General features: G+C 64.6%; 15 protein-coding genes. 5 read left to right on the forward strand and 10 right to left on the reverse strand.

Going from position 1 to position 21,580, the window contains the following annotated elements; genetic code table 11:
- Window positions 1–111 precede the first annotated feature (111 nt).
- The 3 genes from RUH75_RS07455 to RUH75_RS07465 are packed head-to-tail and all read left to right on the forward strand — an operon-like array spanning window position 112 to window position 2,476.
- Entirely contained in the window at window positions 112–1,020 is a 909-nt protein-coding gene (locus RUH75_RS07455) for an SDR family NAD(P)-dependent oxidoreductase (RefSeq protein WP_313803811.1), read from the forward strand.
- A 45-nt stretch (window positions 1,021–1,065) separates the two neighbouring features.
- Entirely contained in the window at window positions 1,066–1,854 is a 789-nt protein-coding gene (locus RUH75_RS07460) for an SDR family oxidoreductase (RefSeq protein WP_313803814.1), read from the forward strand.
- A gap of 31 nt (window positions 1,855–1,885) precedes the next feature.
- Window positions 1,886–2,476, forward strand: coding sequence for an isochorismatase family protein (locus tag RUH75_RS07465; protein ID WP_313803817.1), 591 nt, complete (start codon window positions 1,886–1,888; stop codon window positions 2,474–2,476).
- A gap of 175 nt (window positions 2,477–2,651) precedes the next feature.
- Here RUH75_RS07465 and RUH75_RS07470 read toward each other — a convergent pair whose 3' ends face one another.
- The 4 genes from RUH75_RS07470 to RUH75_RS07485 form a co-directional block, all read right to left on the reverse strand.
- Window positions 2,652–4,364: an amidohydrolase family protein gene (locus RUH75_RS07470; protein WP_313803820.1), complete on the reverse strand. Its 1,713-nt coding sequence runs from the start codon at window positions 4,362–4,364 to the stop codon at window positions 2,652–2,654.
- A gap of 36 nt (window positions 4,365–4,400) precedes the next feature.
- On the reverse strand, window positions 4,401–5,291 hold the full coding sequence (locus RUH75_RS07475; RefSeq protein WP_313803824.1) for a TauD/TfdA family dioxygenase: 891 nt from the start codon (window positions 5,289–5,291) through the stop codon (window positions 4,401–4,403).
- A gap of 133 nt (window positions 5,292–5,424) precedes the next feature.
- Complete coding sequence (gene hutC / locus RUH75_RS07480) at window positions 5,425–6,180, reverse strand: histidine utilization repressor (protein ID WP_313803827.1); 756 nt, start codon at window positions 6,178–6,180, stop codon at window positions 5,425–5,427.
- Window positions 6,181–6,233: 53 nt separating this feature from the next.
- A complete protein-coding gene (locus RUH75_RS07485) occupies window positions 6,234–7,589 on the reverse strand; it encodes a formimidoylglutamate deiminase (RefSeq protein ID WP_313803980.1) in 1,356 nt (451 codons plus the stop codon).
- 168 nt (window positions 7,590–7,757) lie between these two features.
- Between RUH75_RS07485 and hutG the strand changes: the two genes are divergently transcribed.
- Both hutG and hutU read left to right on the forward strand, forming a co-directional pair.
- Window positions 7,758–8,585 carry an N-formylglutamate deformylase gene (gene hutG, locus RUH75_RS07490; RefSeq protein WP_313803830.1) on the forward strand — a complete coding sequence of 276 codons (828 nt, stop codon included), beginning with the start codon at window positions 7,758–7,760 and terminating at the stop codon, window positions 8,583–8,585.
- A gap of 2 nt (window positions 8,586–8,587) precedes the next feature.
- A complete protein-coding gene (gene hutU / locus RUH75_RS07495) occupies window positions 8,588–10,264 on the forward strand; it encodes a urocanate hydratase (RefSeq protein WP_313803833.1) in 1,677 nt (558 codons plus the stop codon).
- Window positions 10,265–10,321: 57 nt separating this feature from the next.
- Here the strand turns inward: hutU and hppD are convergent, their stop codons facing one another.
- The 6 genes from hppD to RUH75_RS07525 all read right to left on the reverse strand — a co-directional run bounded on the left by hppD (window position 10,322) and on the right by RUH75_RS07525 (window position 21,506).
- Complete coding sequence (hppD, locus tag RUH75_RS07500; RefSeq protein ID WP_313803836.1) at window positions 10,322–11,359, reverse strand: 4-hydroxyphenylpyruvate dioxygenase; 1,038 nt, start codon at window positions 11,357–11,359, stop codon at window positions 10,322–10,324.
- A gap of 60 nt (window positions 11,360–11,419) precedes the next feature.
- Window positions 11,420–12,283, reverse strand: a complete 864-nt coding sequence (gene phhA / locus RUH75_RS07505; protein WP_313803839.1) for a phenylalanine 4-monooxygenase — start codon at window positions 12,281–12,283, stop codon at window positions 11,420–11,422.
- 119 nt (window positions 12,284–12,402) lie between these two features.
- A complete protein-coding gene (gene hutH / locus RUH75_RS07510; RefSeq protein ID WP_313803842.1) occupies window positions 12,403–13,926 on the reverse strand; it encodes a histidine ammonia-lyase in 1,524 nt (507 codons plus the stop codon).
- Window positions 13,923–15,113, reverse strand: coding sequence for an imidazolonepropionase (gene hutI / locus RUH75_RS07515; protein ID WP_313803983.1), 1,191 nt, complete (start codon window positions 15,111–15,113; stop codon window positions 13,923–13,925). The genes hutH and hutI overlap by 4 nt, the downstream gene beginning before the upstream one ends.
- A gap of 126 nt (window positions 15,114–15,239) precedes the next feature.
- Complete coding sequence (locus tag RUH75_RS07520; protein ID WP_313803844.1) at window positions 15,240–18,635, reverse strand: acyl-[ACP]--phospholipid O-acyltransferase; 3,396 nt, start codon at window positions 18,633–18,635, stop codon at window positions 15,240–15,242.
- Window positions 18,636–18,659: 24 nt separating this feature from the next.
- Entirely contained in the window at window positions 18,660–21,506 is a 2,847-nt protein-coding gene (locus RUH75_RS07525; protein ID WP_313803847.1) for a DUF2339 domain-containing protein, read from the reverse strand.
- Between the last annotated feature and the right edge of the window lie 74 nt (window positions 21,507–21,580).

Here is a 21,580-nt window from a genome sequence, read left to right on the forward strand (position 1 = left end):
AGGATGAGGATGCCCCGATCTTCCAGGTCGCGGACATCGGTCTGGTCGGCGATCTCTTCAAGATCGTGCCGGAGCTGGTTGGAAAAATCTGAGACAGGCCTGGAGCTGGGAATGAGTGGGAACCGCGTCCGCCTGGATGGACAGGTCGCAATAATCACCGGAGCCGGTCGGGGCGTTGGCAGGGCCACCGCCTCGCTGCTTGCGGAGCGCGGCGCCCAGCTTGTGATCAATGACATGGATGGCGATGCGGCAGGGCAGGTCGCCAGCGAAATCACCCAAGCCGGAGGGGTGGCCATCCCGGTGGAACGGGCGGTGGGATCGGTGGAATCGGCCCGGGACATCGCAAACGCCGCCCTGTCCGCCTTCGGCCGGATCGACATCCTCATCAACAATGCGGGAATTTCCCGACCGGCTCCGTTCGGGGCGGACAGCGACGAGGATATTGAAAAGGTCATCACGGTCAACCTGCTGGGACCCTATCGGCTGATGCGGGCCGTCTGGCCGACCATGACCGACCAGGGCTATGGCCGCATCCTCAATACCGCGTCCAGCGCGGCGCTGGGATCAGGCATGAGCGGGGCCTATGCGCCGTCCAAGGCAGGGCTGATCGGCCTGACCAAGGAAGCGGCCATTTGCGGCGCGCCGCTGGGGATACAGGTGAATGCCGTGATGCCCAGCGCTTACACGCCGCTGCTGTTGCAGCATCCCGATCCGGATTTCCGGCGCTGGATGGAAATCCATTTCCGGCCCGAGCAGGTTGCGGCGCTGTCCGCCTATCTCGTCAGTCCGGATAGTGCGAATAATGGCGAGCTGTTCACGGCCGGCGGAGGCCTGATATCCCACCTGTCGTTCGCGCGCAGCGAAGGCTTGGCCGATCCCCTGCTGACGCCGGAATCCGTCGGCCAGCATATCGAACAAATCTGTCGGCATGGCGCCGACGATCTATTGCTGTCGCAACAGGCCGATCTTCAGGCGGTCTATTTCGCGGCCTATCCGTTGACTGGACGTCAGCGGCTTTAACGAACCCATTTGTCCCAATCTTGCCAGAGGATGCAGCCCATGATGATGACCGACAAGACAATCCTGGTCACAGGCACCGCCAGCGGCATAGGCCGCGAAACCGCGCTGCTGGCGGCGGCGGAAGGCGCGGCCTGTGTCATCTGCCTCGACGTGCATGATGAGAATAATGAGGCTACCGCCCATGAACTGACCAAAATGGGCGCCAGGGCGATCCCGCTTCATGTCGATCTGGGCAATGTGGACCAAATCCGCGCCGCTTTCGCACGGGTGTCGGCCGAGTGCGGTCGTCTGGACGCCTCTGCCCATATCGGCGGCTTTTCCTGGCGCGGGGAGACGCTGGACGTCACCGTGGAGTTGTGGGAGCAGGTGATGAACGTCAACCTGCGCGGCACGTTCTTCTGCTGTCAGGAGGCGCTGCGCATCATGTATCCGCAGAAAAGCGGCGCCATCGTCAACATGTCGGCGGACGCCGCCTTCCACCCCATTTATGGCTTCGCGCTTCAGGCGGCGGGGAAGGGCGGCATCGTTCATATGACGAAGACGCTCGCGCTGGAGGCGGCGCCCCGCGGCGTGCGCGTCAACGTCATTTCCCCCGGCATCGTCCGCACCCAGAAGGCGGGCGCGGAAAGGCCGTTCCAGCCCGCGCTCCAGCGGGAGCAGAGCCCGCCCGATGATGCGGCGGCGCGGCTGGCGGACCAGACGGCGATCGGCCGCTATATCGCGATGGAAGAAGTGGCCAGGGCCTTTCTGTTCCTCTGTTCGGACTATTCTTCCGGCGTCAACGGCGATCTGATGTTCGTCAACGGCGGCGGCTATCCGACGCTCGATTATTGAGAGCGATCCGGACATTTGGAGGAGAGACGCTATGCCGCAATCCCATCTGGAAATCGACGCCAAGGGCACGGCGCTGCTGATCGTGGACGTGCAGAATTTCACGCTCGGCATAAAGACGGAGCCGTTCCCGACCTCCGTCATATATGAAAATTCGTTGAGGCTGGCCGACGCATGCCGGAAGGCGGGCATATTGGTCGCCCTGGTGCGCGTCGGTCATGACGGCGCGGGCGTTCCGCCGCTGCGCCCCACGACCGATGCGCCCTTTTCCGGCTTTTCCCTGTCGGCGCAGGATAAGGAAATCCCGTCGGAACTCGCCGCAAAGGGCGATATCGTCGTGGACAAATATAATTGGGGCGCCTTTTACGGGACCAGCCTGGATACGCATCTGCGTCGCAGGGCCATTCATACGCTGATCGTGACGGGGCTGGTCACGAATATCGGGGTCGATACGACCATGCGTCAGGCGCATGAGCGCGGATATGACCAGATATTGGTGAGTGACGCCGTGTCCGCGATGACGGTGGCCGAGCATGACTACACGATTCAGGTCATAGCGCCCAGACTGTCGCGGGTGCGCACGACGATGGACGTGATCGCCGGGCTGGAAAAGGCGAGCCTTTAGAGCGTTTTCCAAGCAGGTGGAATCACCTGCTGGCTCGGAAAACGCGGTAAACCAAAACTTAGAGCGGCCGAGCCGATGCAATCGGATCGGAAACAGCTCTAACGAGCGGAAACGTCAAAAAAAGAGCGTTTCCACAGGATGTGGAAACGCTCCAGTAGCCGTGCAGGCGTGAAGATCAGGCCGCAGCCGACTGGGGGCCACGGACAAGGCGGCCGGGAAGAGCGGCCTGTTCCACGCCATCCCTGTAGGTGCACTGGCCCGAAACGAACGTGGCCTTCCAGCCTTCCGCCCGTTGCAGCAGGCGCGTTCCGCCAGCGGGCAGGTCGTGCACCAGATAGGGCTTGGCCAGCGTCAGGCGATCCAGATCGATGACGTTGATGTCCGCCTTCATCCCCGGCGCCAGCACGCCCCGGTCGTGAAGGCCTATCGCATGGGCATTGCGGGCCGACAGCCTGCGCACCACGTCGGTCAGGGGAAATGCGCCCGCATCCCGCGCCCAGTGGGCGAGCAGATAGCTGGGGAAGCTGGAATCGGTGATGAAGCCGACATGCGCCCCGCCATCGCCCAGCCCGAACAGGGCATTGTCGTCGCTCAGCATGGCCCGGCAGGTGTCGAGCGTATAGTGCATATAGTTGACGATCGGCGCGAACAGCAGGGCCTTGCCCTCCTCCTCCAGCAGCAGGTCATAGGTGATGTCCGCCGTGCTGCGCCCGGTCTGCGCGGCCATGGCCGCGACGGAATGCTCCGGCCGGGGGGCGTAGTCGGGCGGGCTGCCGAAGCGGAAGATCTTGTCCGGGGCAAGGCGGGGCAACAGGGCGAAGGTCGAGAATTCAAGCGGGTCTTCGGACACGATGCGCCGGCGAATATCCGGATCGCGCATCGCCTTCACCCGCGCGTCCAGCGGGAGATGCATGATCTCGCGATAGGTTTTCGTGCCGGAAAAGGGGTTTTGCGTGCCCTCCAGGCCGAAAAGGACGCCGATGGGCCGGGGCGCGACCACGCTGTGCATGGGGATGCCGTCCATGCTGGCGGCACGGGCCATGGCCATCACCTGCTTCCAGACCTCGGGCTGATGATAGCGCTCCGTCACGGATACCAGCGCTCGCCTTCCGGAAGCCTGTGCAACGCGGCGCAGCATGGCGAATTCCGCTTCGGGATCATCCCAATCCGATATCACCTCCAGCACGCCATGCCCCGCTTCGGTCATGCCCGACGCGATCGCCGCGAGTTCGCGTTCGCTTGCCTTGAGCGTGGGCGTGATCTTTCCGGCCAGGGTCTTGTGCCCGGCTGTGCGGGACGTTGAAAAACCCAGGGCGCCCGCCTTCATCGCCTCGATCGTGAGGCGGCGCATCCCGGCATTGTCGTCCTCGGTCGACGGCTCGTGATTAAGCGCCCGCTCCCCCATGACGAAAACGCGCAATGGCGCGTGGGGCAGGAGCGCGCAGATATCGATGTCCCTCGGACGCCGATCGAGCACATCCATATATTCGCCGAAGCTTTCCCAGTTCCAGTCGAGTCCCTCCGCAAGGCAGACGCCGGGAATGTCCTCCACCCCTTCCATCAGGTCGATGAGCCGTTCCCGTTCCGACGGACGGGCCGGCGCGAATCCGACGCCGCAATTGCCCATCACGGCCGTCGTCACGCCGTGCCAGCTGACCGGCGCCATCCGGTCATCCCATGCCGCCTGGCCGTCCAGATGGGTGTGGACGTCGACGAAGCCCGGCGTCACCAACATGCCGCGAGCATCGATTTCCTCCGCGCCGCGACCCTCGATCCTGCCCATGGCCGCGATCCTGCCGTCCACAATGCCGATATCGGCATCCCGCAGTTCGCCGCCGCTGCCATCGGCGACAGTGCCGTTGCGGATTACAGCGTCAAAATTCGGCATCTGCTCTACATCCTCTTCATGGCCGGGCTGCCGGACTCAGGCCGCGCGGCTCGCGGGAAGGCCGTCGATGGTGATGCGATGCAGCAGCCTGCGCTTGCCGTCTTCGTTGCTGAGAGGGGTTGGGGCCGCCTTGTGCAGGACCGAGAAATTGTCCCACAGCAGAATCTCGCCCGGAAGGGTCTTGTGGCCGTTACGGAACGAGGATTGGAGCACATGGCGCTTGAGTTCGAGGAGCAGCTTCACCGCTTCCTCCTCATCCATCCCTTCGATGCCATAGGCCGTTGTCGTGGAAAGATAGAGCGCTTTCCTGCCCGTGACGGGATGGCGAAGCACGAGCGGATGTCTGACCGGCTTCAGCTTTGCCCTTTCTTCCGGCGTCGTCTGGCTTTCCAGGGTCAGCGCCTGCTCATGCTCTTCCGGCAGGGCCATGTGCAGCCCGCCATTCTTGACATGCAGGACCTGCATCCCGTCTATTCGCGCCTTCATCTCATCCGACAGCGCATCATAGGCCATTGCAATATCGGCGTACCAGGTTTCGCCGCCTTCCTCCGGCGCTTCCTGTCCGTATAGCATCGTAACCGAATGCGGATTTTCAAGATAAGTGCCATCCGAATGCCAGTTTTCCGCCGGAGGCAACGCCCTGCCCGGAATGGCTTCGTTGGTTATGAGAAGAATCTCCGGCCATTGCGGCAATGTCCAGCGTTCCTGAAAATAGGGAACTATTTGTCCCCAATGCCGGGCGAAGGAAATATATTCCTGGCTATCCAGTTTCTGGCCGCCCAGCACCAGGATATGATGTTGATGAAGGAGATCGAAAAGGCCTGCATAATCCGCGGCGCTTGCGTTCCGCATGTCCAGTCCATCGACCCGGACGCCGAACGGACCCGGCAGGGCTGAAAGCCTGGCATTTGCCAAAAGTGTCGACATTATATTCTCCCGAGCATCTCGCTTTCCTGTCGATCATCTAGCATATGCCCACAAATACGGGGAAGTCTGCCGGAAATATTTCGCATTGGCGATCCGGTGTAATAGAAATCTGTCGACAGTTGTGTATTGCCGCTCAGGGAGTTGGCGCGCGCGACAGGCTGTTCGAGGCCGCCGGCGTGAAGGTGGCGACGATGGCGTGCTTTTCCGCCGGATAGGTGAGGTTGACAAAGGTCACGGCGCCCTGGTCGCTCCAGGTCCGTCGTTGAACGACCAGACATGGTGCGCCTCTCGCCAGGTCCAACCGGGCGGCTTTGCCGGCATCCGCGGCGATGGCGTAGATCTTGTGCTCGGCCGTGTTCCAGGGAACTTGCTGCTGCAACCACTGGCCCGGAGCGGTTTGAGAGAAATCCGCCTCGGCAGCCTGCGGAACGACGTCGAGGTTGATCAGCCTTTCTTCCGTGCAGAACGGAGCATCGCCTGCGAAGTGAACGCAGCTAACCTCCAATATCCGGCCTATTCCGGTCAGATCGAAAGCGCTCCTGTCCGCCCGCGTCGGCGTCCGGACCCGTCTTGATAAAAGCCGGAAACCATATTCCTGATTGAGGGAGCGAACCTCCGACTCTATGCCATGAATTTCCAGAACCGCGGACTGGACCCTGGGTCGCGCGACGAAGCTGCCGGACCTTTTCTTCCGCTCGATCAGCCCCGCTTCCGCCAGACGCGTCAGAACCTTGTTCATCGTCATCCGGGAAACGCCGAATGACGCCGCCAGATCGACTTCGAAGGGCAGCCTGTGGCCCGGAGGCCATTCGCCCGAGACGATCCGCCTTTCCAGATCGCCGAGAATCTGTTGGTGCAGCGGGGCGCCCGCCAATGTCTCCGATGTCATTCGCAAATCCCCTGGCAGCCCGGAGCTTCCTGTTGCAGCCGGGGTCCGGATTGTCACGGAAAATTCCGCAGCAGTTCCTGCATCGCGGCGCGGAACCGCGGGGCGATGCGATCGCGGTCGACGTGCCGTCCCCGTGACACGCGCTTGACGCCGCGCACCCAGACGCAGTCGACGGCGATGCCGTCGCCGAAGATCCATTGATCGAACAAGGCGCCGGTGGACTGGAACGCCACCGCGCTGCGATCCAGCGAGACGAAATCCGCGTCCTGCCCGACCCGAAGATGGCCGCTGCCCCGGAGGGACCGCGCCCCTCCCGCCAAGGCTTCGGCAAACAGCCTTTCGCCGGTTGATTGGCCGGGGCGGGCAATGACGTTGCGGGAGTGCAGGGCCAGTCTTTGAGAATATTCGAGCATGCGCAGTTCCTGCGCCAGCGAGATCGAAACGTTCGAATCCGATCCGATGCCGAACCTGCCGCCCGCCTTCAGAAAGGCGGGCGCCGGGAAAATACCGTCGCCCAGATTCGCCTCCGTCATGGGACATAGTCCGGCGATGGCGCCCCGGCGCGCAATCGCCGCCGTTTCCGCATCCGTCATATGGGTGGCGTGAACCAGCGTCCAGCGGCTGTCGACCGGCGCATGGGCGAGCAGCCATTCGACAGGGCGGGCGCCAAGCGCCGCGACGCAATCCTCGACCTCCTTCATCTGCTCCGCAATATGGATGTGAACCGGTCCGTCGGCTTCCAGCGACAGGATATCGGTCAGTTCTTCGGGCGTTGCCGCTCTCAGACTGTGCGGCGCCAGGCCAAGCTGCCCACCGGGCAAGGCGCGCATGATCTTCCGGCATGCGGCCATCAGCCGCGCATAGCTGTCGACGCTGTTGACATACCGCCTTTGTCCTTCGCCCGGACTCGCGCCGCCAAAGCCGGAATGGGCATAGAAGACGGGGATCAGGGTCAGCGAAATCCCGGACGCGGCCGATGCAGCCGCGATCCGTTCCGAAAGTTCCGCGATATTGGAATAGGGCCGTCCGTCGCTGTCGTGATGCAGATAATGGAACTCGCCGGCGCGCGTGAACCCCGCTTCGAGCATTTCGAGATAAAGTTGCGATGCCACCGCTTCCAGCTGCTCCGGCCGAAAGGCCAGAGCGAATCTGTACATGATGGTCCGCCAGCTCCAGAAGCTGTCGTTGGACGGACCGCGCACTTCGGCCAGACCCGACATGGCCCGCTGAAAAGCATGACTGTGCAGATTGCCCATGCCGGGCACGATGATGTCATGTTTTTCGTCGCCCGGTTCTGGCGAGACGCCTGCCTCCATGGCCCGGATCGATCCATTTTCCACGGTGATGCGAACCCCGTCCTCCCAACCCGCTTCCAGAAAAGCGGAGTTTGCAAACATAGCCGCCACCATCGCCTCCATATCCGCGGTTCGCCCGTGGGCCATCTGAATTTGATCTTGCCAAATCCTTTTTATGTATATACATGTTTAAGTCAAGCGAAGAGAAGGAGAGGGCGCTGGCCAGATGCCCCGGATCGGGTTCAAGCCGGTTCAAATGCGCCACTTCCAGGGAGGCCGGAAATGGCTGTTTTCGAAGTCAGGCAAGGCAACTCTCCGGTCATATTGAGCTTTCCCCATGCCGGAACCGATGTTCCGGCCGACATATGGGAACGTCTGAACGGCAACGGCAGGATTCTCGCCGATACGGATTGGCACGTTCATACCCTTTATGACGGCCTGCTGGATGGTGCCACGACGATATGGGCGACCTTCCACCGTTGCGTGATCGACGCCAATCGCGATCCTGAAGGGCATAGTCTCTACCCCGGCCAGAATATGACATCCCTCATCCCGCTGACGGATTTCGACGGAAAACCGATCTGGCAAGAGGGCGAGGCGCCTGACGGAATGGAGGTGGAAGAACGCCGCAACGCCTTCCATGCGCCCTATCATGCCGCCCTTGCGGCGGAGATCGCGCGCGTGAAGGCGATCCACGGGGTGGCGATCCTCTATGACTGCCACTCCATCCGGTCGCATATTCCCTTCCTGTTCGAGGGGAAGCTGCCCGATTTCAACATCGGAACCGACATGGGCAGGACCTGCGATCCCGCCGTCGAGCAGGCGGTCCTTGACGTTGCCATGGCGGCGGAGGGGTATGAGGCGGTGTTGAACGGCCGGTTCAGGGGCGGGTGGACGACCCGCCATTATGGCCGGCCGCGGGACGGGGTTCACGCCATCCAGATGGAACTGGCGCAATCGGCCTATCTGCAAACCGAATGCCCGCCATTCGCCTATGCGCCGGTCAAGGCAGACCGGCTGCGCGCGCATCTCAAGCCTATATTGGCCCGTCTGGCGGAGACGGCCGGGAGTTTGCAAGGATCACGAAACACCCTGCGACAGGAAAGATGAAAATGACCTCGAATCCTCGTCATGATGTCCGGGACATCCGCGCAGCGCGCGGCAGCGAACTGAGCGCAAGGAGCTGGATGACCGAAGCGCCGCTTCGCATGCTGATGAACAACCTTGATCCGGACGTCGCGGAAAATCCGCATGAACTGGTCGTTTATGGCGGCATCGGCCGCGCCGCGCGCACATGGGCGGATTTCGACAGGATCGTCGCCACGCTGAAAACCCTGGAAGAGGATGAAACCCTGCTCGTCCAGTCGGGCAAGCCCGTCGGCGTCTTCAAGACGCATAGGGATGCGCCGCGGGTCCTGATCGCCAACTCGAACCTTGTTCCGCACTGGGCGAACTGGGAGCATTTCAACGAACTGGATCGGAAGGGGCTGGCGATGTACGGCCAGATGACCGCCGGTTCGTGGATCTATATCGGTTCGCAGGGCATCGTCCAGGGCACCTATGAAACCTTCGTCGAGGCGGGCCGCCAGCATTATGACGGCGACCTGAGGGGCAAATGGGTCCTGACCGGCGGGCTGGGCGGCATGGGCGGCGCGCAGCCTCTGGCGGCCGTCATGGCCGGCGCCTGCTGCCTTGCCGTCGAGTGCAACCCGGATTCGATAGATTTCCGCCTGCGCACCGGCTATGTCGACGTCAGGGCGGAAACGCTGGACGAGGCGATGGAACTGATCGACGGCTGGACCGCCGCCGGCGAGGCGAAGTCGGTGGCTCTGCTGGGCAATTGCGCGGAAATCCTGCCTGAAATGGTTCGCCGCGGCATCCGTCCCGACATGGTGACCGACCAGACTTCGGCGCATGACCCGATCAACGGCTATCTGCCCAAAGGCTGGACCATGGCCCAGTGGAAGGAAAGGCGCGTGACCGATCCCAAGGCCGTCGAAAAGGCCGCCCGCGCGTCCATGCGCGAACATGTCGAGGCGATGATCGCGTTCCAGGACCGGGGTATCCCCACTTTCGACTATGGCAATAACATCCGCCAGATGGCGAAGGACGAGGGGCTGGAAAATGCCTTTGCCTTTCCCGGCTTCGTCCCCGCCTATATCCGTCCGCTCTTCTGCCGGGGCATCGGCCCGTTCCGCTGGGTGGCGCTGTCGGGCGATCCGGAGGATATCGCGAAGACCGACGCCAAAGTGAAGGAACTGCTCCCCGACAACAGGGAACTGCACCGCTGGCTGGACATGGCGAAGGAGCGCATCGCCTATCAGGGGCTGCCGGCGCGCATCTGCTGGGTGGGTCTGGGCGATCGTCATCGCCTGGGCCTTGCTTTCAACGAGATGGTAGGCAATGGCGAACTGAAGGCGCCGATCGTCATCGGCCGCGACCATCTGGACTCTGGCTCGGTGGCTTCGCCCAACCGCGAAACCGAAGCGATGCGGGACGGTTCGGATGCCGTGTCGGACTGGCCGCTGCTGAATGCGCTGCTGAACACCGCATCGGGCGCGACCTGGGTGTCGCTGCACCATGGTGGCGGCGTGGGCATGGGTTTTTCGCAGCATGCGGGCGTCGTGATCTGCTGCGACGGTTCGCAAGACGCCGCGAGGCGCATCGCGCGCGTGCTATGGAACGATCCGGCCACCGGCGTCATGCGCCATGCCGATGCGGGCTATGACATCGCGCTCGACTGCGCCCGCGAAAAGGGCCTGCGCCTGCCGGGCATATTGGGGAATTAATGCCATCGGCAAGGCCGGTGCGGTCATGCGCCAACAAGCGCATTTCCAAACCGAATCTCAGGCATCAACCGAAATCACGCCGCGCCTGATCTGGTCCAGTTCAATGCTCTCGAACAGGGCCTGGAAATTGCCATTGCCAAAGCCTTCATTGCCCTTGCGCTGGATGATTTCGAAGAAGATCGGCCCGAACATGTTCTCGGTGAAGATCTGGAGCAATATGCCCTCTTCCCCGACATTGCCGTCGATCAGGATGCGGTTCTTCTTAAGCCGTTCCAGATCTTCGCCATGACCGGGCACGCGTTTGTCGACCAGTTCATAATAGGTTTCGATCGTGTCCTGCAACTTCACGCCACGCGCCTGCAGCTTTTCCACCGTCTCGTAGATATTGTCGGTGGTGAGCGCGAGATGCTGAATCCCCTCGCCATGATATTGGCGGATGAACTCCTCGATCTGGCTCTTGTCGTCCTGACTTTCATTCAGGGGGATGCGGATGGCCCTGTCCGGCGCGATCATCGCCTGACTGAACAGGCCGGTCGCCTGGCCTTTGATATCGAAATATTTCTGCTCCTCGAATCCGAAGAGCGTGCGGTAGAACCGGCTCCAGACCCGCATCTGACCGCGCCGGACATTGTGGGTCAGATGATCGAGCAAATCCAGGCCGACATTATTCTTCGCCGCGGCTTCCCGCCAGCCGGGGAATTCCGCCCAGTCGGCGTAGAGGTCTTCGCCATCCCTGATGAAATAGAGATAGGAGCCGCCAATCCCCTGGATAACGGTATCATCCTCTTCGGTGGGCTTGGCGCCATGTTCCAGCGCCCATTGCATCGCCGCGTCCGGATCGGCCACGCGAAAGGCCATGGCGCTTGCCGATGGGCCATGCTCGCCGCGAAAGGCCGCCACCCGCCCGGCATCGTCGCGGTTGAGCATCAGGTTGATGCGGCCCTGCCTGTAGCGGGTGATGTTCTTGGTCGGGTGCCGGTGGCTGGCCACGAAACCCAATTGTTCGAACTGCCGTCCCATGGCTTCGGGATCGGGGGAGGTGAATTCGACGAATTCGAAACCGTTAAGGCCAAGCGGATTGACGATATCAGGCATGAAGGCGATCCTCTCGATCATGATGAACCGGGTATGACACCCGCGAAAAGGGCGGTGACATCAGCATGCCATCTTCGCCTTGGCATAATCCTGCGTGCCGCGATGATGGACCCGGTCCTCCGGCAGCACCGCATCGGGCGCCAGATCGCTCTCCCCTTCCAGTGCGCGATAGATTGGCGCGAAGTCCACGTGCGAAGTCCTGGCCAGAAGATCCTCGAAACTGTCGATGACGAAATAGCTCTGCTGATAGTCGTCGATGCGATATTCCGTCCGCATCAGGCGCTTCAGATCGAAGCCGATCCGGTTGGGCGACGCATCGTCCAGCGCGAATATGGACTCGCCATAGGAAGAGACGATGCCCGCCCCATAAAGCTGCATCCCGCCATCGCGCCGCATCAGCCCGAATTCCACCGTATACCAGTAGAGCCGCGCCAGATGGTCGATCGCTCCCATATGGTCGGCGCGCAGGCCGCCTTCGCCATAGGCCTGCATATAGTCCGCAAAGGCCGGATGGGTGAGCAGCGGCACATGGCCGAAGACATCGTGAAAGACGTCGGGTTCCTGTAGATAGTCGATCTGCTCGGGCTTGCGGATGAAACGCCCCGCGACGAAGCGCCGATTGGCGAGATGTTCGAAAAAGACGCGATCGGGCACCAGTCCCGGCACGGCCACCACTTGCCAGCCGGTGCGCCGCATCAGTCGTTCCGACAATTCCGCGAAGTCGGGAATGCCGGGCCTGGTCATCCGCAATATGTCGAGCCCGTCGAGAAATTCGGGCACGACCCGCCCCGGCAGCATGGCCGCCTGCCGCTCGAACAGCCGGTCCCACATCGCATGTTCTTCGCGGGTATAGGCTGCCCAATGCTGCGGAACCGTCCAGTCCGCCGCCGCGCCGTCGGGAAGTGCAGGGTCCACATGTGCCATGGGCAGCCTTATCGCATGGCAAGCCCGGAAAAGGGTTTCAATTTCGCGCCGATCCCGGCTTATGGTGAAATCATTCCATCATCATATGGCAAAATGTGAAACGGAACCACAGGGCCGGATCATGCCGCCACGCCCGGTAGGGCCAGCCCTGCCGCCTCGATCACCGCGCCGGATCGGACAAGGCGATTGGCGACCTCCATATCGGTGTGGAAATGCCGGTCGTCCTCCAGATGCGGCACCTCGGCGCGCAGCCTTGCCCGCACCGCCTCCAGCGCGTCGGAGGAGGTGAGCGGCGCGTGGAAATCGCACCCCTGCGCCGCCGCCAGATATTCTATGCCGATGACGGCTTCGGCGTTTTCGACCATCTCCGCCAGCCGCCGCGCGCCATGCGCCGCCATCGACACATGATCCTCCTGATTGGCGGAGGTCGGGATGGAATCGACGCTGGCCGGGAAGGCGCGCTGCTTGTTCTCCGAAACCAGCGCCGCCGCCGTCACCTGCGGGATCATGAAGCCCGAATTCAACCCCGGCCGGGGCGTCAGGAAGGCGGGCAGGCCCGACAGCGCCGGATCGACCAGCATCGCGATGCGCCGCTCGGCGATCGAGCCGATCTCGCAGACCGCCATGGCGATCATGTCGGCGGCGAAGGCGACCGGCTCGGCATGGAAATTGCCGCCTGACAGCGCCTCATCCGTGTCCGCGAAGATCAGCGGATTGTCGGAAACCCCATTGGCCTCCGTCTCCAGCATCGCGGCGGCGGCGCGCATCACGTCCAGCGCCGCGCCCATCACCTGCGGCTGGCAGCGCAGGCAATAAGGGTCCTGCACGCGCGGATCGTCCGCCCGGTGCGACGCGCGAATGGCCGATCCCGCCATCAACGCGGCCAGCGCCTCGCCCACCGCGATCTGCCCGGCATGGCGGCGCAACCGGTGAATGCGCGGGTCGAAGGGCGCATCGGTCCCCTTGGCCGCCTCGGTCGAGAGGGCGCCGGTCACTAGCGCGGTGCGGAACAGCCGGTCCGCGCCGAACAGCCCGGCCAGCGCATTCGCCGTCGAAAATTGCGTGCCGTTGAGCAGCGCCAGCCCCTCTTTCGGACCCAGTTCCACCGGCGCCAGTCCCGCCCGCGCCAGCGCCTGCGCGGCGGGCAGGCACTCGCCCTCGACCCGGATTTCGCCCACGCCGATCATCGCGGCGGTCATATGGGCGAGGGGGGCGAGGTCGCCGCTCGCCCCGACCGATCCCTGCGCGGGCACCACCGGGGTCAGGCCGCGCTCCAGCATCGCCTCCAGCAGGGTGACGGTCTGGGGGCGGATGCCTGACGCGCCCTGGGCCAGGCTGGCAAGCTTCAGCGCCATCATCAGCCGCACGATCGGCACGGGAGAGGGGGCGCCGGTGCCGGCCGCGTGGCTCAGCACGATATTGCGCTGGAGCGTCGCCAGATCAGCGTCGCCGATCTTGACGCTGGCGAGTTTTCCGAAGCCGGTGTTGATGCCATAGACCGGTTCATGCCGCGCCAATATGCGCTCGACCGCCGCCGCGCCCGCGACGATGCGAGGCGCGCAGGCCGGGTCCAGACGCAGCGCCGAACCGTCATGGATCGCCTGCCACTGGCTTAGCGAAACCTCGCCCGGAATGAGCATCATCGTCCTCTCCAGATACGGGCATGAAGCGGGTTCAGCCCCATGCGATAAACAAGCTCGGCGGGCCGCTCGATGTTCCAGATGGCAAGGTCGCAGCTCTTGCCGATCTCCAGCGTGCCGATGCGGCCGTGAAGCCCCAGGGCGCGTGCCGCGTGGCGCGTCACCCCCGCCAGGCATTCCGCGACGGTCAGGCCGAACAGCGTCGCGCCCATGTTCATCGCCAGCAGCAGGGATGTCAGCGGCGAAGTCCCCGGATTGCAATCGGTCGCGATCGCCATGGGCACCCCCGCCCGACGCAGCGCCGAGATGGGCGGGACCTTGGTGTCGCGCATGAAGTAGAAGGCGCCGGGCAGCAGGGTGGCGACGGTCCCGGCACGCGCCATGGCGGCCACGCCCGCTTCGTCCAGATGCTCCAGATGATCGGCGGAGAGCGCCCGATGCCGGGCCGCCAGCGCCGCGCCATGCAGGTTGGAAAGCTGTTCGGCATGCAGCTTCACCGGCAGGCCGTGGCGCGCCGCGGCGTCGAACAGCCGCTCCATCTGGGCGGGCGAGAAGCCGATGCCTTCGCAAAAGCCATCCACCGCATCGCTGAGCGGCGCGACCGCGGGCAGCACCTGCCCGATCAGCAGATCGACATAGCCGTCCGCATCGCCCGCAAATTCCGGGGGCACGGCATGGGCGCCCAGAAAGGTCGTTGCGATCGATATGGGCCGCTCTTCGCCCAGTCGCCGCGCCGCGCGCAGCATCTTCGCCTCATGGGACAGGTCCAGGCCATAGCCGGACTTGACCTCCAGCGTGGTGACGCCCTCGGCGATCAGCGCGTCGAGCCGGGGCAGGGCGGTTGTGACCAGTTCCTGCTCGCTTGCCTCCCGCGTTGCCCGCATGGTGGCAAGGATGCCGCCGCCCGCCCGCGCGATTTCCTCATAGCTCGCGCCGGAAAGCCGCATCTCGAACTCGACCGCGCGGTTGCCGCCGTGGATGAGATGCGTGTGGCAATCGATCAGCCCCGGCGTGATCCAGCGTCCCGCGCAGTCGAAGATCTCGGCCGCGTCGGGCGCGTCCGGGGCAGGTCCGACATAGGAGATGATGCCCCCCTGCATGCCGACGGCGCCATCCTCGACCACATCCGATCCCTCTCGCATGGTCGCGATCCGGGCATGGGTCCATAATCTGTCGCAGGGCTGGCGCATCGTCATTCCATCGGCGTGACTCAATAATGTATATACTTAAATGCGGATGATCGCCATTGTCCAGAGAGGGGAAACAAGGCGCTGCGCTCTAAGCAGATGGCATCATCTGCTGACTCGGATTATCCCCTAGCCAGCCGCCATCAGCGTCATCGACGCATAATCGGTCTTCCCGGTTCCCAGCAGCGGCAGCGCGTCCAGCACCCTGATCTCGCGCGGCAGCGCCAGCTCCGCCACCCCATTGGCCTTCGCCCAGGCCTGCAACGCCGCCGCCTTCGCCTCCCGCGCGGTCGTGAACAGCACCAGCTGCTCCCCCTTGCGCGCGTCGGGCCGCGTCACCACGGCATGCTCCGCCTCCGGCCAGACCGCCGAAGCATAGCCCTCCACCGCCGGCAGCGAGATCATCTCCCCCCCGATCTTGGCAAAGCGCTTCGCCCGCCCTCTTATGGTCACGAAACCCTGCTCGTCGATGGTCACGATATCGCCGCTATCATGCCAGCCTCCCTCCGGCGGCTGCAAAACCCCCGGCGCGTCGGCCTTCATATAGCCTGCCATGATATTCGGCCCCCGGATCGACAACCGCCCGCCCTCGCTGATTCCGGGCACTGCATCCAGCCGCGCCTCGATACCCGGCAACAACCGCCCGACGGAGCCAGCGCGGAAATGCATCGGCGTGTTGACCGCGATCACCGGCCCCGCCTCGGTCGCGCCATAGCCCTCCAGGATGCGCAGTCCGAACTTCTCGGCATAGACCTTGCGCGTCTCCTCCCGCACCCGCTCGGCCCCTGCGAAGATGTAGCGCAGCGAATAAAAATCATAGCCATGCGCCATCCGCGCATAGCCCGACAGGAAGGTATCGGTCCCGAACAGGATCGTCGCATTGGCGTCATAGGCCAGCGCGGGCACGATCCGGTAATGCAACGGGCTGGGATAAAGCAGCGTCCGCACGCCGTGGAAGATCGGCAGCAAAGTCCCGCCGGTCAGCCCGAAACTGTGGAACACGGGCAGCGCATTCAGCACCACGTCGGAGGAGTTGAAATCGATCCGCGCCGCCAGCTGCCGGCAATTGGACAGCAGGTTGCGATGGGTCAGCACCACCCCCTTGGGCAGCCCCTCCGACCCGCTGGTGAAGAGGATGACGGCCGCATCGTCCGGCGCGATCCCCAGCCTGCGATGCGCTCGCCCGGCAAAGCGGCTGGCGATCAGCCCGCGCAGCTTGGCGCCGGTCCCGATGCCGGAAGCCAGATCCTCCAGCCAGATGAAGCCGATCCCCTCGGCCTCCAGCCCGGCGACCACTTCCCCCAATTTTCCCTGCTCGATAAAGGCGCGGGCGGTCACGATCATCCTGATCTCCGCCGCCGCGCAGGCCGCCTTCAGATTGGCCAGCCCCGCCGTGAAGTTCAGCATCGCCGGCACGCGCCCGCCCGCCTGCAACGCGAAGAAGGCCACCGCCACCCCCGACACGTTGGGCAGCAGCACGCCGACCGCCTCCCCCTGCCGCGTCGATCGCCCGAGCGCCCGTCCCAGCACCAGCGCGCCCGTCACCAGCCGTCCGTAACTCAGCGGCTCGCGCTTCACATCCTCGACCACCAGCGCGCCGCGCCCATGGACATGCCGGGCCTCCAGCAGGGCTTCGAACAAGGTGCGATCCGTGTCCGACGTCGCGAACATCATCTGGCTCATCTCGTCATACAGCCGCTGCCCGGCAATCGCCCGCCGCGCCCGCGCCGTCATCTCGCCCTCTATGACGAAACGGCGCGGCGGCAGGACGGTCAGCGAAATCCTGGGAAAGCGCCGCAACCGTACCTTGCCCTTCAGCCGTGAAAAGGGGGTGAACTGCGCCCCGTCGATCCGCACCGGTATGATCGGCGCCTCGGCCTTGTCCGCGACCATGCCGGGGCCGTCGAACACCTTCATCAGGGCGCCGGTCACGGTGATCCGCCCTTCGGGGAAGATCACCAGAGTCCGTCCCCCCCGCACCGCCTTCACCATCGCCTTGGCCGATAGCGGATTGGTGGGATCGACCGGGAAGGCATCGAACAGCGCCAGAAAGGGCCTCACCCACCAGGCCTTGGCGATGCGCGTATGCACCGCGAAGGTCGGTTTGCCGGGCAGGAAGGCCGCCAGCAGCAGCCCGTCGAGAAACGACACATGGTTCACCACCACGACCGCCGGTTCCCCGACGCCGGGCATATTCTCCGCCCCGTGCACTTCCACCCGGTAACAGAGCTTGAGCAGGCCCCGCACGATCGCCTTGATCACCGTTTCCGGCAGCAGCCAGCACGATATCATCGCCACCACCAGCGTCGCAAAGCCCATCACGCCGATGACGCCCGGCACGCTCTCACCCCGCGCCAGCATCGCCGTCACCGCGCCGACGACCGCGACCGTCGTTGCCGCATTGACGATATTGTTCGCGGCAATCGTCCGCGACCGCTCCTCGCGCGGGCTGTGCGTCTGGAGAATGGCATAGAGCGGCACGACGAACATCCCGCCCGCAAAGGCGATGCCGAACAGATCGGCCATGATCCGCCAGCTTCCCGGCGAACCGACGAATTCGGATATCCCCGCCCCCCGATGCACCGGCGCAAAGCCGCTGGTCGACAGCCAAAGATCGATCATGCACCCGGCCAGCGCCAGCGCGGACGCCGGCACGAATCGCGCCGACACATGCCCGCCCAGCAGCCGGTTCACCAGCATCGATCCCAGCGCGACGCTGATCGAAAAGATCAGCAGGAAAAGGGTCGCCACCTCCTGCCGCGCCTGCAACACCCCGCTCACCAGCGGCGCGAACTCGGCCAGCAGCACTGCGCCCACGGCAAAGAACCAGCTGATCCCCAGGATCGACAGCCACACCCCGCGCCCATGCCGCGCGGCCTTCAGGATATGCCAGGTGCTTTTGAACACATTGCGCTCGATCCGCAGGCCCGGCACGACCGTCGGCGCCGATGGCACGGCCAGGCTGACCAGAAATCCAAGCGTCGCCAGCCCGACCGCGACCAGTCCCGCTTCCCAGGGTGGGATCACCCCGGCCAGCAGCTGGCCACTGAGGATGGCCAGGAATGTCCCCGCCTCGATCAGTCCGGTCCCGCCCATGATCTCTTGCGGATGCAGATGCTGCGGCAGGATCGAGAATTTGACCGGCCCGAAGATCGTCGAATGCAGCCCCATCAGGAACAGGCAGGACAGCAGGACCGGCACCGACTGAAGCCAGAACCCGGTCACGGCCAGGCTCATGATCGCGACCTCCGCGGCCTTCACCGCCCGCACCAGCTTCGCCTTGTCCCAGGCGTCCGCCAGTTGCCCGGCCAGCGCGGAAAAAAGGAAATAGGGCAGGATGAAAAGGCCGGTGGCGATGGTCGCCAGCATCTCCGCCTTGTCCGGCTGCGCGCGATACAGCCCGAAATTGGCGAGGAACAACAGCGCGAACTTCAACAGATTGTCGTTGAACGCACCCAGGAACTGCACCACGAACAAAGGTGCGAAACGGCGTTTACCCAGCAAGGACAGATCAGGTGCGGACATATTTTTACCCCCGTCGGTCAGACATTATGCAACAATATTCGATGAGTTGTTAACCGGTTCCCGCAACACGCGGTTATAAAGCCATCCAATCCCGATCAGGCTGAACCCCAGCGCCAGGAAGGACGCGATCCGCAGCAGTCCGGTCAAGCCCGAAGCATCGAACAGAAACACCTTGGCCACCGCCACCAGCATCAACACCAGCGAAGCGATCCGCCAGTCCCTGGCTTCCCGGCGAATGCCCCACAGCAGAAAGCCGATCGCCAGTCCCAGCGCGAACAGGGACCGCAATATATCCTCCGCCTGACTCACGCCCGGCACGGTGAGCAACGACCCCACGAAAACCTGCCGCAGCAAGGCCACGCCGAACAGCGCGATCAACCCCATCCTCAGCCCGTCCGCGACACGCCGCGTCCGGGCCTGCAGGCCCCAAAGCGCCACGAAGGAGAGGATGAGGGCAGCGGACAGAAGATTGGCCACCGGCATGCTCCCGACCATCTGCGGGAACCACAGCGGATCGTGCAGCACGACGGTATAAACCAGCAGATGCCCCAACCCCGCGCCCGTCAGCGCCCTTCCCGCAAGCGCGAGGGGAACGCCCGCCCGCCCGGCAACAAGGCCCAGACCAATCAGCATCCCCTCCCAAACGGTCCGCTCGGCAAAGGCAAACCGCGTCACATCGCCCAAATTCTCCAACCCGAAAAGCTGCTTGAACCCGACATGCGCCGCGATCCCGCCCAGCACCCCCGCCACGATCCCGCCGATCCGCCGCTCCAGCGCCCCAACCACGCCACCAACGCGCCAAACCGCGAAGCCGACCACAGCCGCCGGCACCGCCAGCCGCCGCGCGGCCTCCGCAATCCCCGGCAAATCCCGTGCCAGCATCGGTTCGCCCGCCAGCGATAGCACAGCCCGTCCCAACCAGACCCCCATGGGCCAGCCAGCCCAAAGCACCACCACCGCCAAAGCCACGCCCAGCGCCGGCACCATCCGCCCCTCGGCCGGCTTGCGCGCGCCCTCCGCCAGCAAGGCCAGCCCCAGGGCCGCTCCCACCGGCACCCAGACCCCTGGCACCGCCTGCGCCACCGCTCCATAAGCCGCCAGCACCGCCACGCCCTGCGCCACCATCCGCCCCTCGGCAAACTGCGCTCGCGACGCAAACAGCGCCGCCATCAGCGCGCCCGCCGCCCAACGCAGAACCCCCTGCCAGGGCGCGTCCGACGCTGCCTCGCCCCACAGCCGGGCCACTTCACCCGACGCAGCCAGAAGCACGACCGCCGCAAAGGCAAAGCCCCAGCCGCTCCATTCGACCCGCCGGTCCTGCGCCCACCCGGCCAGCATCAGCAGCCCCGCCGCCAGCGCCGCGACGACCAGAACCAGCATCCAGTCCGCCAGCCCCAGCGCTCCGGCCATCGCCAGCCCCAGCGCCGCCGCGCTCGCCAGCGTCGCAAAACGCGCATCCGCCCGCCGCCCTTCGCATCGCCAACCCGTCAGCATCGCCACCCCCGGCAAGGCCGCCGCCCCCAGCGCCAGCAGCGCGAATTCCCCATCCAGCCCGGATCGCCAGAAATGCCCCAGAGCCACGACGAAGCCGCCCAGCGCCAGCCCGGCGATCTGCCCCGCCTCGACCAGCCCCCCACGCCAGACCCGCCACAGCGCCGCCCCGCCATAAATCGCGACGATCCCGATCATGACCAGCACAAACCGCCCCATATCCGGATCAGGCCAGGCACCCGCCAGCAATATAGCGACGCCGGCGCCGACCGCCGTCAGGGGCCGCAAGCCTGCCTCCCGCGCCAGCCAGACCAGCGCGACCGACAGCAGCCCGAACAACCCCCAATGCAGCAGGGCAAAGCCCCCGGTCGCCACCAGCGCGGCCATCTGCGCCGCCGCGACGACCGCCGCCCCGACCCGCAACAGCGCCGCGCGCGACCCGGTAAAGGCGACCAGCGGCAATCCGACGCCCAGCATCAGCACCAACAACCCGACCGACAGCGAGGATGCCCAATCCAGCGCCCCTGCGGCCAGCATCGCCACGCCCCAGCCGGTCCCGCCGACCAGCGCGCTTACCCCCAGCCACATCCAGCGCTGCGTCCGCGACAGCACGGTCAGGCCCCCCACGGCCAGGGCCAGATAGCAACTCAGCAACGGTACATTGGGCTGTCCCGCCTCGACCAGGGCGGGCGCCGCCAGACCGCCGACCAGCCCCAGCAGCGCGCTTGGCGCCCCGAAGCGCAAGGACAGCGCCATGGCCAGCCCCGTCACCCCCGCCAGCCCGGCAAAGGCGATCGTCGGCCCGACCAGCCCGTAAAGCGTATGCGCCGCCAAAATGCTGGCATAAAGCGTCGCGAGGCCCGCCCCGGCCAGCGCCTGCCGCACCCGCGCATCGCGCACCCGTTCCTCCAGCCGCAACGCGGCCTCGGCACCCCCGATCAGCGCTCCGCCGAACAGCAGGCCCATCACGACCCGCACCAGTGGCGACAACAACCCCGCATCGATCGAATATTTGACCAGCAATACGCCTGCTACGGCCAGCGTCGCGCCACCCGCCCAGATCGGCAGACGGCGGCCGAACAGCTCCTCGAAGCTGAAGGAAGGGTGGGCAGGGGTTGCGACCGGGGCTTCCGGTTGCTCGATGGGCGGTGAGAGAGGAGGAGGAGGAGGAGCCTCGACACTCTCTACCCGCCGCTCCACAACCGCAGCAGGTCGCGGCGCACGCACCCCCGCCTTGCCGTCAGGTCCGTTTTCGCGCGGACGGCGTACCACCGCAATCCCGCCTTCCAGCATCGCCAATCGTCGCTCGGCGGCCTTCAACCGCCCGCGCATATCGAACAGCACTACCCCGAAAACCAGCAGAACCAGCGCTATGAACATGAGTCGCACCCCTGAAACCCAATCAACGATCCTGTCGCTACCGAAAAATTAAACACCGTTCAATAAAATAATTA

Source organism: Sphingobium sp. (genome assembly GCF_032153725.1).
Taxonomy (GTDB): Bacteria; Pseudomonadota; Alphaproteobacteria; order Sphingomonadales; family Sphingomonadaceae; genus Sphingobium.